This is a genomic window from Flavobacterium sp. ov086, from assembly GCF_900187965.1.
Lineage (GTDB): Bacteria > Bacteroidota > Bacteroidia > Flavobacteriales > Flavobacteriaceae > Flavobacterium.
On sequence record NZ_FZNL01000005.1, the window covers coordinates 204,985 to 221,139 of the forward strand.

A 16,155-nucleotide genomic window follows, 5' to 3' on the forward strand; every position below is an offset into this window, starting at 1 on the left:
AACTAATCATAAAAACAAAACACCATGCCAGATTTAAATACCTTTAAGCTCGATGGAACTAAGTTAGTTCCTGTAAACAGATTTAATCTTGAGCCGGCAAAACCAAGCACTTCATTTACTGCCGCTGCTGCAATTAAAAAGGATGATGATTTTAGGGTTATAGAACATCCAATAATTCATTCAATAGAAATAAAACCGACTCCTATTATAATTGGTTTTCCAATATTTGAAAGTTATTATCCTCTTATTGATGGAGGTAATGCGATTACAGAAAATGATTCCTTTAAAGATTATTTTAAAAACGAAATCACATTATTCTTTCCTCAAATTGAGGTAGAGCCCAATAACAATACTATTTTTTATTATGAGAGTGTACCTGATAAACTCGCAAATAAAAGCGGTTTAATGGGGAAAGTAACACTTAAATACAGTGTTAAAAACAAGCCTTTGCAAGCCAACGAAAAGAGCATTTTGCTAAATCTAAGAGAAGCCATTTTAAATTTAAAAGTAAATCATGACGTTATAAAAATTAACGGAACGGTGAATACAGTGACGCAGGAAATTCAGTTTGATTTGATTGATGAAGCTGTGAAAATCGCATTTATAAACCTGATTTCAAATATACCGGTGATGAAATGTGACATTGATCTATTTTTTGATTTCAAAGGATATACAAAATTGAAGCAAAATTTTTTGTATGCCAGAGATTTTTCCATCTTAAGAAGCCAAAATATTATAAAAAAAGATTTAGTAACTCCAAAAACAACACTACAGCCCAGATCCATGCTTATAAGCAGTCCGTTAATGGTTAAATCGGCATCTGTAAATCCGGTTTCTCCAAAAATGATGATTTCAGAAATTCAGAAAGACAACAGCATAAAAGCAGACGTTCAGGAAGAATACGTTAAAAGTACTTTTCTTTTAAAAGTCAATAAAACTTTAAGTTATCCGCTTTCTAACAATGTTGCAACAAGTTTATATCGCGATGTAAACGGCCCGTTTATAATTAATCCTTTCAATTTGAATGAAGATTTTTCGCAGTTCAAGCAAATATTTGTTTCGGGATATGATTTCAGTAAACTTTCGATTTACAAATCTATGGTACAGCCCAATACATTTTTGCTGATTTCAAAAATTTATAGTCTTTCTAAGGATTTAAATACAATGAAACCTTGTATTTCGACTATTTTTCATGCTTATGAAGAAGGAACTTCAACCTCTGAAGATATTTCTAAAATTAGTTTTCGATTTGCCATCGGTCCAAATCTTTCTGATTTTGATCTCGCCAAATTAAAAATAGCACTTTTGAATAATAATTTTATTGATGGCGATAAGACGGATTATTTTGATAAAGTTCAGTTTCTTTTTCCAAATGATATCGAGACTGAATATGAAGTTTCCGGAAATTACTTTTTACAGAAATCAGATATTGCCACAGATGGCAAACATTTTTTGTTTGATCTGTCTACCGAAAATTTATCAGAGGCAAGTATTATGATCAATGCTTTGAACAATACAATTACGCAGTACGCAAACATTAATTTTAAGCACAAAGAAATAAAAGATACAAGTGTTATTGAATTGAATATTGAAAACACAATTGGCGAAATTCTGGAAGCCTTGATTGATAATACCACAAAAAAAATACAAATCAGTAATCAGTCTATTTCAAACTGCAAACTCAATTCTATTTTATTGGTTTACAATCAGAACGCAACGTATCAAAACACTATTTTTTTTAAAAACTATCCGGAACTTATCAGCAATGACAGTAAATCTTTAGATCTGACAGTAATTAACCCAACGGGTACAGATACTCTGAAAAGTGTATTCTTTGATTTTGAAAACATAGAGAATATTAGTTCAGAGTTTAATCAGGTTGTTTCGCAATCTACAAGTTACAATAGATATATTCAGGTAGAAATAAAAAGTCAGGCCGCCACAACAAGCAAAATAACGATCGAATTGATTGTTCAGGAAACGGGAAGTAAATTTATTATCGAACGTTTGAAATCTGAATTTTCAACACCAATTCTGTTCAACTTTATTATCAAGAACAGTCTTAATAGTAATACTTTGATATCATATAAAGTCAATTATTTTGACAAAAATGACAATCTGGTAAGTTCCAGAAATGATGTTTTTAATTTTTCGGCATCATCAAAAATAACTATAAACAAAAAGTCATGAGAACGATAAAATTAGGTGTAAAATCAAGTGAGGTATATTACTTAAATGAACTTCTCTTAAAATTGAAGTACACCGTTGTTGTTGCGGATTCTTTTAGCGCTGCTACAGATAAAGCAGTACGGGATTTTCAATTAAAAAACAACTTGGTCGTAGACGGAATCGTTGGTTTAAAAACATGGTCTACTTTGCTTGAAAAAAGTAAAGGCGGTTTTTCGTCAAATACTAAGCTGCTTTCAGAACAAGATCTGATTGATTTCGCAAATGCCTACAATCTTGAATTGGCGGTTGTAAAAGCGGTTAATGAAGTCGAAAGCGGGGGGAAGGGCTTTCTGGTCGACGGACGTCCAAAGATTTTGTTCGAAGGGCATGTTTTCTGGAGACAACTCGAAGCGCGAAACATCAATCCCAATGCATATGTAAATGCCAATACCCAGGATATTTTATTTAAAAACTATACCAGAAAGTATTATTTGGGAGGAACAGCAGAATATACGCGTTTGGAAAAAGCAATTAATTTAAATCCTGATAAGAAATTTAGTGATGCTGCAAAATGCTCAGCTTCGTGGGGTTTGTATCAAATTATGGGTTTTAATGCGCTTACTATCGGATATAGCACTATCGATGACTATGTTGAAAAGATGTATTTGAACGAAGGCGAACACTTAAAAGCTTTTGGATTGTTTTTGAAAGCAAATAATCTAATTGGACTTTTAAGAGATAAAAAATGGGCGGATTTTGCATTGAGATACAACGGAGCAGGATATAAAGCCAACAAATACGACGAGAAATTAATGAAAGCGTATTTGAAGTTTAAGGCATAAAAGTTTGTTCCAGGTTTTCTTTGTTTCATGTTTCTATACTTTGAACATAATTTTACCGTAAAGTTTGCAAAGATTTACGCAAAGAATGCAACACAAAACTTTGGATAAATCTTTGCGAAATTTGCGGTTAACTAACACATCCCAACAAACTTGAAACTTGAAACAAAAAAACAAACCCGACAAATTCTAGGAATCTGTCGGGTTTGAATTTATAAGGAATTATGTTTTTATCTTAAAACAGCTCCAATTTCAGTCTCAAAAGTTTGTTGCAATTTCGACATGATTTTATCAATTTGAGCATCTGTAAGCGTTTTAGTATTGTCCTGAATAGTAAAACTTAACGCATACGACTTTTTACCTTCCGGAAGTTTATCACCTTCGTAAACATCAAACAGGTTAACGTCTTTTAGAAGCGTTTTCTCTGTTTGTTTCGCCAAATTATAAATACGTTCATAAGTTGTATTATGATCGATTAGTAACGCTAAATCTCTACGAACTTCTGGATATTTAGGTATTTCAGTATATTTAATTTTTCCTGTAATAATTTTCAGAACTAAATCCCAGTTGAAATCAGCATAGTAAACATCTTGTTTGATTCCGAAATGTTTCAATATTGATTTTTTAACAACTCCCATTTCAACCAATGTATCATTGTTGTAGCAAATTGCTGTTCCTTCTGAGAAAATATCAGATTGTACAGGAGCATTTGTAATTTTCTCAATTCCTAAACGAGTAAGGATTCCTTTTACATAACCTTTCAATAAAAAGAAATCAGTTACTTTTTGAGGATTTGTCCAGCTTTCTTTGTTTCTGTTACCGGAAATCAACAAAGTAAGGTGTTTATGCTCTTCGTAACCGTTAAGGTATTTATGATATGACTTTCCAAATTCGAACAATTTCAAATCAGAATTTCTCCTGTTGATATTATAAGAAATAGCTTCTAAACCGGAGAATAACAATGATTGACGCATTGTTGCCAAATCACTGCTCAAAGGATTCAACATCGTAACATTGTGCTCTTCTTTTAAAACAGTCGACAATTTCGCGTAAGCGGCAGTTGTCAAAGAGTTCGCCATCATTTCATGAAAACCTTGCGAATTCAATTGTCCTGCAATTACGTTTTGAACTTTATAATCTTCTGTTCTTGGAGAATTAGCAACCGTTGCATTGAATTTTTTAGAGAATTCGATGTTGTTATATCCATAAACTCTCAAGATTTCTTCGATTACATCAATTTCACGCTGAACATCAACACGGTAGGCCGGAATTGTTAAGCCTAAACCAGAATCAGAAACACTATTTACTTTAATATCTAAAGAAACTAATATTTTTTTGATCGTATCTTTTGGGATTTCCTGTCCGATAATTTTCGAAACGTGGCTGAAATTCAATAAAACAGAAAAATCTTCTACTTTTTTAGGATAAACTTCCACAACATCAGAAGTTAATTTTCCACCTGCAACTTCCTGGATTAAAAGCGCCGCACGTTTTAAAGCGTATTCCGTAATTGTTGGGTCAATTCCTCTTTCAAATCTAAAAGAAGCGTCTGTGTTCAATTGGTGTCTTTTAGCTGTTTTACGAATACTCACAGCGTCAAAATAAGCACTTTCTAAGAATATAGAAGTTGTTCCTTCAGTAATACCAGATTTTTTTCCACCAAAAACACCTGCAATACAAAGCGGACCTTTTTCGTCGCAAATCATCAAATCTTCTTTATGTAATGTTCTTTCAACATCGTCTAAAGTGGTGAATTTTGTTCCTTCGGGAAGTGTTTTTACGATAATTTTTCCGTTGATTTTTGCAGCATCAAAAGCGTGCAAAGGCTGACCTAATTCATGTAAAACATAATTAGTAACGTCAACAATATTATTTTTTGGAGTTAATCCAATAGCTTTTAAACGATCTTGTAACCAGCTTGGAGATTCATGTACAGAAATACCAGAAATGGTAACACCGCAATATCTAGGCGCCAACAAAGGCTCCTCAACATTTACATCAATTTTTAAAGTTCGCATTTCGACTCTAAAATTACTTACAGATGGTGTGATCAATTCAATATTTACACCACGTTGCAACATTCCCGCTCTTAAATCACGAGCAGTACCAAAATGGCTCATTGCATCAGCACGGTTAGGTGTCAATCCAATTTCGAAAACTTCATCATTAACAATCTGAAAAACTTCTGAAGCAGCAGTTCCCGGAACCAGTGCATCATTAAGAACCATGATTCCGTCGTGGCTTGTACCAAGACCTAATTCATCTTCGGCACAAATCATTCCGTGACTTTCCTGTCCGCGAATCTTTCCTTTTTTGATGGTAAATTCAACGCCATCCTTATCGTACAAAATGGTTCCAATAGTTGCAACAGGCACTTTTTGTCCAGCAGCAACATTTGCCGCACCGCAAACAATTTGTATTGGAGCTTCTAAGCCAATATTTACTGTAGTAACGTTTAATCTGTCAGCATCAGGGTGTTTTTCGCAAGTAAGTACGTGTCCTACAACAACACCTTCTAAACCGCCTTTAATCGATTGGTATTTTTCGACAACTTCAACTTCCAGCCCTAAATCTGTCAGTAATTCTGAAGTTTGCTCAGATGTCCAGTCTGTTTTAATAAATTGTTTTAACCAGTTGTAAGATATTTTCATTTTAATGTTATTCTTGAATATGGGTGTAAATATAAGGATTGATCGTGGGAGTTGGAAATATTTTTTTTGTTTTTTAAAGATTGGATTTAAAAAGAAAGAGAGAACTTATGTTCTCTCTTTTTGGTTTAAAATTATTTGGTAGTGCATACTCCAGCGTGTACAATTAACCAAAAAGTGCCATCACCACTATAAGTTAAACTGTAATTGTCTAGTGTTGTATTGTTTAATGTATGTTGATTTCCAAATTGACCTGGTGCCGCAGTTGTAGGAGGACTGTCAGATAAGTAAACATGTGTTTCTGTAAATACAGTTCCCGGGTTTGTTGCATTTATTTCGACACTTACATTAGTACCCTGAATTGTAACATTAACAATTCCTGCCAAATATCCTTTACTAATATCGTTTTGCCCTGCTCCGGCATATAAATTATAAGTATAAGTACCATTTTGAGTGTTATCATAAAAAGTAGCCCAACCCCATTTTTCAGAAATTCCTAAGCTATTGAACGTGTAATTTCCGTACATATAGGCTGTATCACAAGTAGTTGTTACCACAGGAGGAGGTGCTGTACAAGTTCTTAAACAATAACTAAAATAGGTTGCCCAGTTTTTACCGGGAAATTTAATATCTCCGGCCCAGCCGGTTTCAGTGCGTATTACAGTTCCGTTTACAATATTTTTCATGCTTGAATGTGCAGCAATGTAAAAACACTTGTTTGCATCAAGAATTATACTGGAAATAGGAATAGTAAAAGTGTAGGTTTGAACCAGGGGATTGAAAGTTTTTTTGTACGGAAACTGTCCCGGAATCGGGTTTCCGTTTTGGCTTGGCACGTTAGCAAATGTTCCAACATATAAATGGACTTCACTAAAATACCAATTATCAAGTGCTTTGTAGGTTACATAAAGATTTGTAGCGTCATTTTCAACTAAGATTGTTCCCGAGTTTGTAAATTGCCCAGCCATAATATTAATTGAAACGGGATCACAGTTTGAATACGTTCCTTTAGAAGTTAAAGTAGAACTATTCGATTGTTTAGCTTCGGTTTGCACGTTAGTACTTACAGGCTCGTTAGTACAATTGACAAAGATCGAAGTTAAAACCAGCATTAAAATAATTTTTTTCATTTTAATAAGGAATTAATTAGTAAAAAGCACTTAAATACAGGTCTCAATTAAAAATATCTAAAACTGTATTCAAGATTTATGTATCACAAATTTTATTGCTTATTATTTACATTTCAAAATATAATCGTTTAATGCATTATTTCAGCGATTAAGGACTTGTTTAGTACCAAATGAATCTTCAATTTATTTGTGAAACGTCTTGTGAATTGAGTATTTTTCATTTTTAGTACTAATATTTTATTAATTAAATATTAAAAATGACTTATAAAAATGAATTTGTAGTTTTTGTGCTATTGGATGACTGAAAAGTGCTATTCTGTTTCAGATTATGAAGGTAATTTTGAAATGAATCAAAAAAAATAATTTTATGAGCACAACCGCAAAAAGACCCGAATTTAAGGCAAAATACGATAATTACATTAACGGAAAATTTACTGCACCCATCAAAGGTGAATATTTTGATGTACTTTCTCCAATCGATGGAAAGGTATTTACAAAAGCGGCACATTCCGGTAAAGAAGATTTAGAATTAGCTGTAGATGCAGCTTACGAAGCGTTTAAAAGCTGGGGAGGAACATCTGTTACAGAAAGAAGTATTTTACTAAATAAGATAGCACAAAAAATAGAAGATAATCTTGAATATATTGCAACCGTAGAAACGATTGATAACGGAAAACCAATTCGAGAAACGCTTGCTGCTGATATCCCGTTGGCGATCGATCACTTTAGATATTTTGCAGGAGTAATTCGTGCCGAAGAAAGTTCGATTGCAGAGCTTGATTCTCAAACAGTTTCAATTGCTTTAAGCGAACCTCTGGGCGTTGTTGCGCAAATTATTCCGTGGAATTTTCCAATTTTAATGGCAGTCTGGAAAATAGCTCCGGCACTTGCAGCAGGAAATACAATCGTACTGAAACCAGCTGAAAGCACACCAATTTCTATTTTGGTTTTAATGGAATTAATTGGTGATATTCTTCCTCCGGGAGTTCTGAATATTGTAAATGGTTTTGGTGCCGAACTTGGACGTCCGTTAGTAACAAACAAAAAAGTTTCTAAAGCTGCATTTACGGGTTCTACAACTACGGGACGTTTAGTGATGCAATACGCTACGGAAAATATTATTCCGGTTACACTTGAACTTGGCGGAAAATCTCCAAATATCTTCTTTCCGTCCGTAGCAGATCACGACGATGATTTCTTTGATAAAGCAATTGAAGGGGCTGTTTTATTTGCTTTAAATCAGGGAGAAATATGTACTTGTCCGTCGAGATTATTAATTCATGAAGATATTTATGAAAAATTCATCGCGAAAGTAATCGAAAGAACCGAAGCTATTATTGCAGGAAATCCGTTGGATAAATCGACTATGATTGGCGCGCAGACTTCATTAGTTCAGAAGGAGAAAATCATGTCGTATATTAAACTAGGTAAAGAAGAAGGCGCAGAATTATTGACCGGAGGTGATGAGAATCATTTGGGCGGAGATCTTGAAGGCGGTTATTATATTAAGCCAACTTTGTTTAAAGGACATAACAAAATGAGGATATTTCAGGAAGAAATTTTCGGACCTGTTTTGGCTGTTACAACTTTTAAAACTACCCAAGAAGCGATCGAAATTGCAAATGATACTATGTATGGTTTAGGAGCAGGAGTATGGACGCGTGATGCACACGAAATTTATCAGGTTCCAAGAGCTATAAAATCCGGTCGTGTCTGGATTAATCAATACCATTCTTATCCTGCAGGAGCGCCTTTTGGAGGTTATAAACAATCCGGAATAGGACGTGAAAATCATAAAATGATGCTGGGGCAATATCGCCAAACTAAAAATATGCTTATTTCTTATGATAAAAAGAAATTAGGCTTCTTTTAATTGGTTATTGGTTGGTTCGAAAAGGTAAGTTTCTGACTTACCTTTTTTTGTAATTTTAATTTAAAGAAAAATATTTAAAGCAAAATGTCATGATAAAAAGAATTGACGCCACAGATAAAGCCATTGAACTAATCAGAATTTTAAAGGAAAAACATGGCGATTTAATGTTTTATCAAGCCGGTGGATGCTGCGAAGGAACACAGCCACAATGTTTTGAAAAAGGCGGTTACTATCAGCGAACAGGCGACGTTTGTATTGGTATTATTGAAGAAACAGAATTCTGGGTCGACAAAGATTTATTTGAATACTGGAAACATGCTCATTTTACACTTACGGTAATTGATGCTTTTGGCGTTGGTGGTTTTTCATTAGAAACTCCGCTGAAAAAGACCTTTCAAATTGAATATCGAATTTTTACCGAAGAAGAGGAAAAGGATTTGGAACCGGTTAGGTTTATAGAGTAAGGTTTATAGAGTAAGGTTTAAAGGTTATGAGGTGCAAAGGGACAAAGGGACAAAGGTTTTTAATGTGCAAAGATTGATCGTAGAGGCGCACAGCAGTGCGTCTTTTTTATATTCACATTGTTGGTGTTCAAGGGTTTTAATGCGCAAAGATTGATCGTAGAGATGCACAGCAGTGCGTCTTTTTTTTACCGACAATATTGTTGTTCAAAGGTTTTAATGTAGATGTGTAGCGGTCCGTCTAACATGTGGTTATAGAAAATTGGCATGGATAATTGGAACGTAGACGCACTGCTGTGCGCCTCTACGATAAACGTTGCGAAATAAACGTTGCGAAAAAAAATGTAGAATAAATGTTATAAGATAAACGTTGTAAAAACACATGCTAAAAAAAAAACTTTGTCCCTTTGCACCTCATAACCTTTGCACCTCAATTAACATATAACAACTGATATTGTTTAGGTGTAATTCCTTCATGCTTTTTGAATAATCTTATAAAGTAATTTGCATCTTCAAAACCCGACAAATAGCAAACTTCGTTGATTTGAATCGCGGGATTTCTTAGGAGTTTTTTAGCATGTCTTATTTTTTCGTTCAGGATATACTCAATCGGACTCATTCCTAATTCTCTTTTAAAAAAGCGATAGAAAGAAGCCGTACTCATACAGGCTTTATCACTTAGGGCTTTCAGATTTATGTTTTCTCTAAGGTTGAGTTTTATGTATTCTGTAACTTCAAAGATGGGGCTGTTTGCATGAATTGCATTTCCTTCGTCTATGGATTTTATGGTTTGAGTCTGGATAATTCTGATCAATAATTCTTGCAAAGTCAAGTCGGCCAGCGCATCTTTGGTGATCGACGTACTCATACATTCCTTGATAAGTTTATTGATTGTAGCAGCAAGATCAACATTATTGTAAAAGAAATAATTTTGATGATTTAATTGCCAGAATACGTCGTTTCCTTCTTTTGGATATCGTTCGTTTAGGAAATTTAGAGTATCTGTTATTTTGGTATTATCGATTGCTAATGCCAAACATTGTGTTGGATTTTCTCTGGACGCTTCTGGGAAATCAATTTTCATTTCGATATTCGAAGGAATCACCACAGTTTCACCAGGTAAATAATCAAATCCGGGTTCGTCAAAAAGATGCATTATTTTTTTGCCCCTCAACATGCTGGTTACCACAAAATCATTGAATTTTAAAGGCACCAGTTTGGATGATTCGTAGGTTTCAAAAATGTTTAATTCACAATGATTCAGCGTGTATGCACTTCTGTTTTCTACAAGAGTCTTTAGTGATTTTTCTTTAGATAAATGCGGAGGATCAATTAAAACACGATGATTATTCATTAGAATTAAATTTTTAGTGATGACTCTAAATTTAATAAAAATAATGATAAGAACCTTAGATTTAACGTTTAATTAAATCAGTTCTTCAACGTGTTTTTTAATGTTCTCCGAGATTTTCTTTATAGACAAATCATTCTCATCATTTCCAAACGGATCTTCAATTTCTTTGGCAATAAGCTCTAAATTGCCAATACATAAAAGATAAATACTACGGCAGGTGCTGCCAAATATCCTAAACTAAGAGAACACACAAATAGTAGTGTCATAGTGTAAAAGCTGTTATTAAGTCTTTTTAAGGAAGTCAATAAATTTTGCAGCTGCATTTTTCACTATTTTCATTTAATAAAGTATAGGTTAGCAAAAAAGTATGTGTACCGTTATTGTAACGGCTGAATTTGATTATGGATTGATCATAAGCATAACCAATTTTGAAATTATCAAACAAACGAACTCCAAAAAGAAGTCCGACACTGGAATTGTAGTCAAAATTTAAACTGGCAATATATTTTTCGTACCAATTGAGATTAAGAGAAGTTAGAACACTAATTGGTGCACCTTCTGTAACTCTGATCAAAGCTGCAGGCGTTAAAGTAATATCTCGTTGCAGTTCAAATTTGTAACCGGTATTGAGGTAATAATAGCTTTTATGTTTCGAAAGAGCAGTAGAATTATTGGCATTGTAATATTTTGAAACCAATAGATTAGGAGTTGAAAGTCCAATAAAAAATTTATCAGAATATAAGTTCATTCCCAGTCCTAATATAAGTGATAAATTGTTTTCAAAATTTGAATTAAAAACAGCTTCGCCTGGTTGGTAAACATCTAGCTGATTGATGTCAACTTTATAAGAATGTAATCCGCTTTTTAGTCCTAGCGCCAGTTTGTATTTGTTGTTTACATCAATATAATAGGCAAAATTTCCTTCAATATTATATTCTCTTGCCGGACCAATAACGTCATGATGCAAACTTAATCCAAGTCCAATTTTATTATAAGGTAATTTTGTATCTACAGATAAGTATTGTGTTTTTGGAGCGCCATCAAATCCATACCATTGACTAGAATAAATTCCTGCTACATTTAATCCATCAGCTGCACCTGCAAAAGCTGGATTATAAATCAAAGGATTATAATTAAATATGGATAATTTAGAATCATTTTGTGATCTTACTATTAATGATAAAAGGAAGACTGCAACAAAAACTAGTGCTTTTTTTGATGTGCTATTCATTGTTGCTGATATAAAGAAAACCTTTTTGCAAATTATTTCCTGATGAATTGTTTTTTTTGAAATTTATTACATAAAAATAAGAACCAGTTGGTAATTTTTTACTTTTTTGAAATACTTCTCCGGCGTTTGCTTCCCCATAAAAATAATTCTCATTTATGCCATATTTAGCGGTGTGATAAACCAACTGGCCAAAACGATTATAAATCTCAACAGTATTCTCAGGAAAGAATTCTATATTTTTTATAACAAAGTGATCATTTAAATCATTTCCGTCAATTGTAATTGAATTATAGATAACTAATTGACATGGAATTATGGAAACCAAAACAGCAGATCTTTTTGTACTTTCACAATTGGTTTTAGAATCAAATATAGAAGCATAATAGGTAGAACCATTGGTAACAGGAGTATTTTCTGAAAGAGGAATGACAGCATTTTCTGAATCATAAAAAATCATTGTGGTATTATTATCTCTCAAAGCCCGTATAAGTAATTCGTCATCTAAGCATAATTCTTTCTTATAACTTGCTGGTAAAATATTCGCTGGATCTTCTAAAACGACATTAACTGTCAGACGATCTTTACTTTCGCATCCCGTTTGTAAATCAGTTTGTGCTGCGTAATAAGTAGTATTGGTTAATGCTGTTGACGTAATTAAAGCATTCGTATCTGTTAGGTTTTTAAACCATTTTATCCCATTGCCTTTTACGTCTATATCACTAATTGTTGGTTTGTTAATTGTACAGAAATACTGCATTGCATTGCCGATTGGAGCCGGAAGATTTGATACCGAAGCAGTAAAACCGATTCGTTTACCTGAACAACCATTATCGTATACAGCAGCATAATATGTCGTTTTGTCGACCAAAACGGTTGAGACTGTTAATTCTTCTGTTGATGTTAAAGAACTATACCATTTTAGATTTTGAGCACCAACATTTATAGTTCCAATTGTTGCATTTTGATTGCAGAAATTTTGGTCTGGATCTAAAATAGGTTCTAAAATAGGATTATTATTGATTAAAATGGTTTTACTCAAATTAAAGGTACATCCGCTTTCACTCGTGGCTGTTAGATTTACATTATATTGTCCGGAATTTGTATAAATGTGTTTTGGGGTCTTTTCAATTGAAGTTGATCCATCACCAAAATCCCAATTCCATTTTACATTAGGTTCATTTGTAACAGTTTGATTTTCAAAAATTAGTGGATTTAACTCAATTTGAGCTATATTACAAGACGTTTTTGCTTCAAATAAAGGTGTAATTTTTGTTGGTTTTGTTAGTATGATCTCAATTTTTGATTCACAAAGATTGGAATTACTAAAAGCGGTCATCGTACATTCAAAAATTGCGCCCTCAGGATAATCTGCCAAGGCTAAAGATGTTGTTGATGAATTCGTACCAACTGGTTGTCCCAAATAAGTCCAAAGATATTTGCTGAATCCATATGGAGCGATTAAATCAAAACTTAGGTCATTTGCACATGCTTTTAAATTGGCTTTTAATTTAGTGCACTTCGCTGAAATATAAGCATAGCCAAAGTGCTCATGCAAAGCACAATCTTTTGTAGTGAATTCGATTTTTACGGTCGTTCCAATATAAGCGGATAAATTCAGACCAACTGTTTTCCAATTAGTCCATTTTACGATCCTTACATTGTGTGTTTTTGGATCTATATATTCACAAGTATTAAAATTTTGCTCAGGCTGACCAGCATAAACTTTATAATCTCCGCATAAAGGATCAATAATTTTGCCATCAACATCTGTAATTGCAACACTAAATTGAGGTTGTTCCTTAGGGAGATGATCAGGGTCCTCAACGACGATTGCATATTTGTATAAAAAAATGCTATTCTCTGGTGTGACATTCATTGAATAAACTAGGACTTCTGCCTCAGAACGCACGGACTCATTTCCTAGTTTTGCCGAAAAAGTTTCCCCAGGCGGTATTGTAACAAGCATATCACAAGTCCTTGGATCTAATGTGGGTTCAGTTATAATTGTATGTCTGAATTGTTTAAAACCTTTGTCTCTTTTGGGGCGAGAGTACGTACCACTATAACCTTCCCAACCAGAAAAAGTTCCTTCTGAAAAATCTGAATTATAGCATTCAGACTGACTGAATCCTAAATTTACAAATAGTATAAAAAGTAAAAAGAAGTTTTTGTTTAGCATATATCTTACTAATTTATGAAAAATAGAAAGATATATTAAGATAAGTAAGAATTATTTTAAATTAAATCAGTTCTTCAACATGTTTCTTAATGTTTTCCGAGATTTTCTTTGTAGGCAAATCATTCTCATCATTTCCAAACGGATCTTCAATTTCTTCGGCAATAAGTTCTAAACTTGCTAGTACATAAAAAATGAATACCACTACAGGCGCCACCAAATATCCTAAACTAACAGAATAACCAAAAGGTAATGTCATAGTATAAAAGAAAATAAATTTTTTTATAAAAGCACTGTAAGAGTAGGGAATAGGCGTGTTTTTTATTCGCTCACAAGCACCACAAATATCTGTAAAAGCTTGTAGTTCGTCGTTTAAAATGATGAGCTGCTCTCCGGTAATTTTTTTGGCATCATACAAATCATTGATTTTATGAAACATCATTCGTTTTACCTGATTTGGCTTGTGTTTATGATGGTCAATTTCTAGATCTACATCTTCAAAAAGCTGTTTACTGGTGTCATCGTCATGAAGATGTTTGTGCAGAACTGAAGCATAAGCGGGAATGAATTTTCTGAAGAATTTTCGATCATTTTCATCCTTTAACATTGCCGAGAGTTTAATTGCAAGATTGCGGCTATTGTTTACAAGACCACCCCATAATTTGCGCCCTTCCCACCAACGATCATAAGCTGTATTGGTTCTAAAAACAAGTAATAATGAAATCACAAAACCTAACATTCCGTGCATTATAGGAATATTATGGATATAATCATTTTTTCCAACTTTGAAATAGGAAACTTCAATATAACCAATAAGCGAAGAATAAATCCCGATAGCAATCATTATCGGAAACAACTTTCTAACTGTGTCTGATTTATGAAAATGAAAAATAAAAGTAAACCAATCTTTGGTATTATATGAGATCATTTATATTTGTTTTGAAACAAATTTACTTTAAAAATTAATATTTCCAGCTAATTCTTTTAGTGCAATTTCAGATAATTTTGCTTCATATTGTGCATTGCTGTAACGTACTTTTGCATTAACATAATTCAACTGGGCCGTTCTAAAATCAAGTGTTGTAATGGTTCCAATTCTAAATTTGTCTAAAGTAATGTCTAGATTTTGTTTTGCAATCGCCTCGTTATCTTCTTCTAAACCAATTAATTCAAGATTGGTTAAATACGTCTGAAAAGCAGTACTCAATTGTGTGTTTAAAATCATGTTTTGCTGTTCGATTGCAATTTGAGAATTCTCGATTTGCAGTTTAGCAACCTTTTCATTTCGATGCTGATTAAAACCATCAAAGATGTTTAAACTTGCATTAAAACCATAATTAAAACCTTTTGAAGATGCTGAACTTGTAAAACCTAAACTAGACTGGCTTTCTACAAAATTATAACCCGAAGTCAGATTTACAACAGGATATCGATCTGCTTTTATTTGTTTAAGCTGTAATTCGGCAATTCGTTTGTTGATGATTTGCGATTCTAAAGCCGGATTTTGTTTCTGTGCTAAATCCATTAAATCTGCCAAAACTAATTTATCATCTACTTTAACCAAATCAGTTACGGTAAAATCTATTTTAGCATCACGCGCTAAATATTGATTCAATAAAATTTTAGCATTAGCGTAAGATTCTTTTTGTCTTAAAAAAGCAACCTGATCAGAGTTTAAATCTACCTGAGCATTTAAAACCTCTAATTTTGAAGCTTTCCCGATGCTGAAACGATTTTGTGCCAATGTTAATCTTTGTTTAGAAATTACAATTGTAGTATCTAAAGCTGATAATTGATGCTGTTGCTGCACTAAGTCATAATAAGCTGAATTTACCTGACCAATTTTCACCAAAATGGTTCTTTTTAATTCAGAATCTCCTAATCTTTGAAGTTCTTTTAACTGGTCTAATTTTGCGAACATTTTCATACCATCAAAAACCGTCCAGCCTAAACTTACGCCATAATTTAAGTTATTATTTTTGGCATTGTTTAATTGTGTTGAAGTTCCGTCCTGACGAGTTTGAGACGAGTTTGTAACACTGTTATTGTCTGTGATAGATGCAGTAGCGGTTGGCAACATCCCAGCGTTTCCAACGGTTACATTGGTTTCGCTTATTTTGGTGTTATTCTTGGCAATCTTAATTTCAAAATTATTCTCCAAAGCTATTTTCATAGCATCTTCAATAGTCAGAACTTCTTGTGCATTTGTCTTTGCAAAACACAGGAATAAAACTAAACTGCTAAATAAAATTTTAATATTCATATTGTTTTTCT

At 33.2% G+C, this 16,155-nt stretch carries 11 protein-coding genes and 1 pseudogene; 4 read left to right on the forward strand and 8 right to left on the reverse strand.

Annotation, left to right across the window (positions count from 1 at the left end; translation table 11 throughout):
- The first annotated feature begins 24 nt into the window (after nt 1-24).
- Together CHB81_RS08075 and CHB81_RS08080 are read left to right on the forward strand one after the other, a co-directional pair.
- The gene (locus CHB81_RS08075) at nt 25-2,190 is read left to right on the forward strand and encodes a hypothetical protein (RefSeq protein ID WP_089351374.1); all 2,166 of its coding nucleotides are present in this window, start codon (nt 25-27) and stop codon (nt 2,188-2,190) included.
- Nucleotides 2,187-3,011 (forward strand): N-acetylmuramidase family protein, encoded by an 825-nt coding sequence (locus CHB81_RS08080; RefSeq protein WP_089351375.1) that lies wholly within the window; start codon nt 2,187-2,189, stop codon nt 3,009-3,011. The genes CHB81_RS08075 and CHB81_RS08080 overlap by 4 nt, the downstream gene beginning before the upstream one ends.
- Before the next feature lie 227 nt (nt 3,012-3,238).
- Here the strand turns inward: CHB81_RS08080 and pheT are convergent, their stop codons facing one another.
- Together pheT and CHB81_RS08090 are read right to left on the reverse strand one after the other, a co-directional pair.
- A complete protein-coding gene (gene pheT / locus CHB81_RS08085) occupies nt 3,239-5,659 on the reverse strand; it encodes a phenylalanine--tRNA ligase subunit beta (RefSeq protein WP_089351376.1) in 2,421 nt (806 codons plus the stop codon).
- A gap of 131 nt (nt 5,660-5,790) precedes the next feature.
- Nucleotides 5,791-6,786 carry a hypothetical protein gene (locus CHB81_RS08090; protein WP_089351377.1) on the reverse strand — a complete coding sequence of 332 codons (996 nt, stop codon included), beginning with the start codon at nt 6,784-6,786 and terminating at the stop codon, nt 5,791-5,793.
- Nucleotides 6,787-7,153: 367 nt separating this feature from the next.
- Between CHB81_RS08090 and CHB81_RS08095 the strand changes: the two genes are divergently transcribed.
- Nucleotides 7,154-8,659, forward strand: coding sequence for an aldehyde dehydrogenase family protein (locus CHB81_RS08095; protein WP_089351378.1), 1,506 nt, complete (start codon nt 7,154-7,156; stop codon nt 8,657-8,659).
- Between the two features lie 89 nt (nt 8,660-8,748).
- Nucleotides 8,749-9,123, forward strand: coding sequence for a DUF779 domain-containing protein (locus CHB81_RS08100; RefSeq protein WP_089351379.1), 375 nt, complete (start codon nt 8,749-8,751; stop codon nt 9,121-9,123).
- Between the two features lie 427 nt (nt 9,124-9,550).
- On the opposite strand, the gene CHB81_RS08105 is transcribed toward CHB81_RS08100, so the two are convergent.
- The 6 genes and pseudogenes from CHB81_RS08105 to CHB81_RS08130 all read right to left on the reverse strand — a co-directional run bounded on the left by CHB81_RS08105 (nt 9,551) and on the right by CHB81_RS08130 (nt 16,144).
- The gene (locus CHB81_RS08105) at nt 9,551-10,474 is read right to left on the reverse strand and encodes a helix-turn-helix domain-containing protein (protein WP_089351380.1); all 924 of its coding nucleotides are present in this window, start codon (nt 10,472-10,474) and stop codon (nt 9,551-9,553) included.
- Nucleotides 10,475-10,546: 72 nt separating this feature from the next.
- Nucleotides 10,547-10,749: pseudogene (locus CHB81_RS27130) on the reverse strand (bestrophin family ion channel); the annotation flags it as partial.
- A gap of 26 nt (nt 10,750-10,775) precedes the next feature.
- Complete coding sequence (locus CHB81_RS08115) at nt 10,776-11,705, reverse strand: type IX secretion system membrane protein PorP/SprF (protein WP_089351381.1); 930 nt, start codon at nt 11,703-11,705, stop codon at nt 10,776-10,778.
- On the reverse strand, nt 11,698-13,884 hold the full coding sequence (locus CHB81_RS08120) for a gliding motility-associated C-terminal domain-containing protein (RefSeq protein ID WP_089351382.1): 2,187 nt from the start codon (nt 13,882-13,884) through the stop codon (nt 11,698-11,700). Before CHB81_RS08120 ends, CHB81_RS08115 begins: the two co-directional genes overlap by 8 nt.
- A 61-nt stretch (nt 13,885-13,945) precedes the next feature.
- Nucleotides 13,946-14,809 (reverse strand): bestrophin family protein, encoded by an 864-nt coding sequence (locus tag CHB81_RS08125; protein ID WP_089351383.1) that lies wholly within the window; start codon nt 14,807-14,809, stop codon nt 13,946-13,948.
- Nucleotides 14,810-14,836: 27 nt separating this feature from the next.
- A complete protein-coding gene (locus CHB81_RS08130) occupies nt 14,837-16,144 on the reverse strand; it encodes a TolC family protein (protein WP_089351384.1) in 1,308 nt (435 codons plus the stop codon).
- Nucleotides 16,145-16,155: the final 11 nt, after the last annotated feature.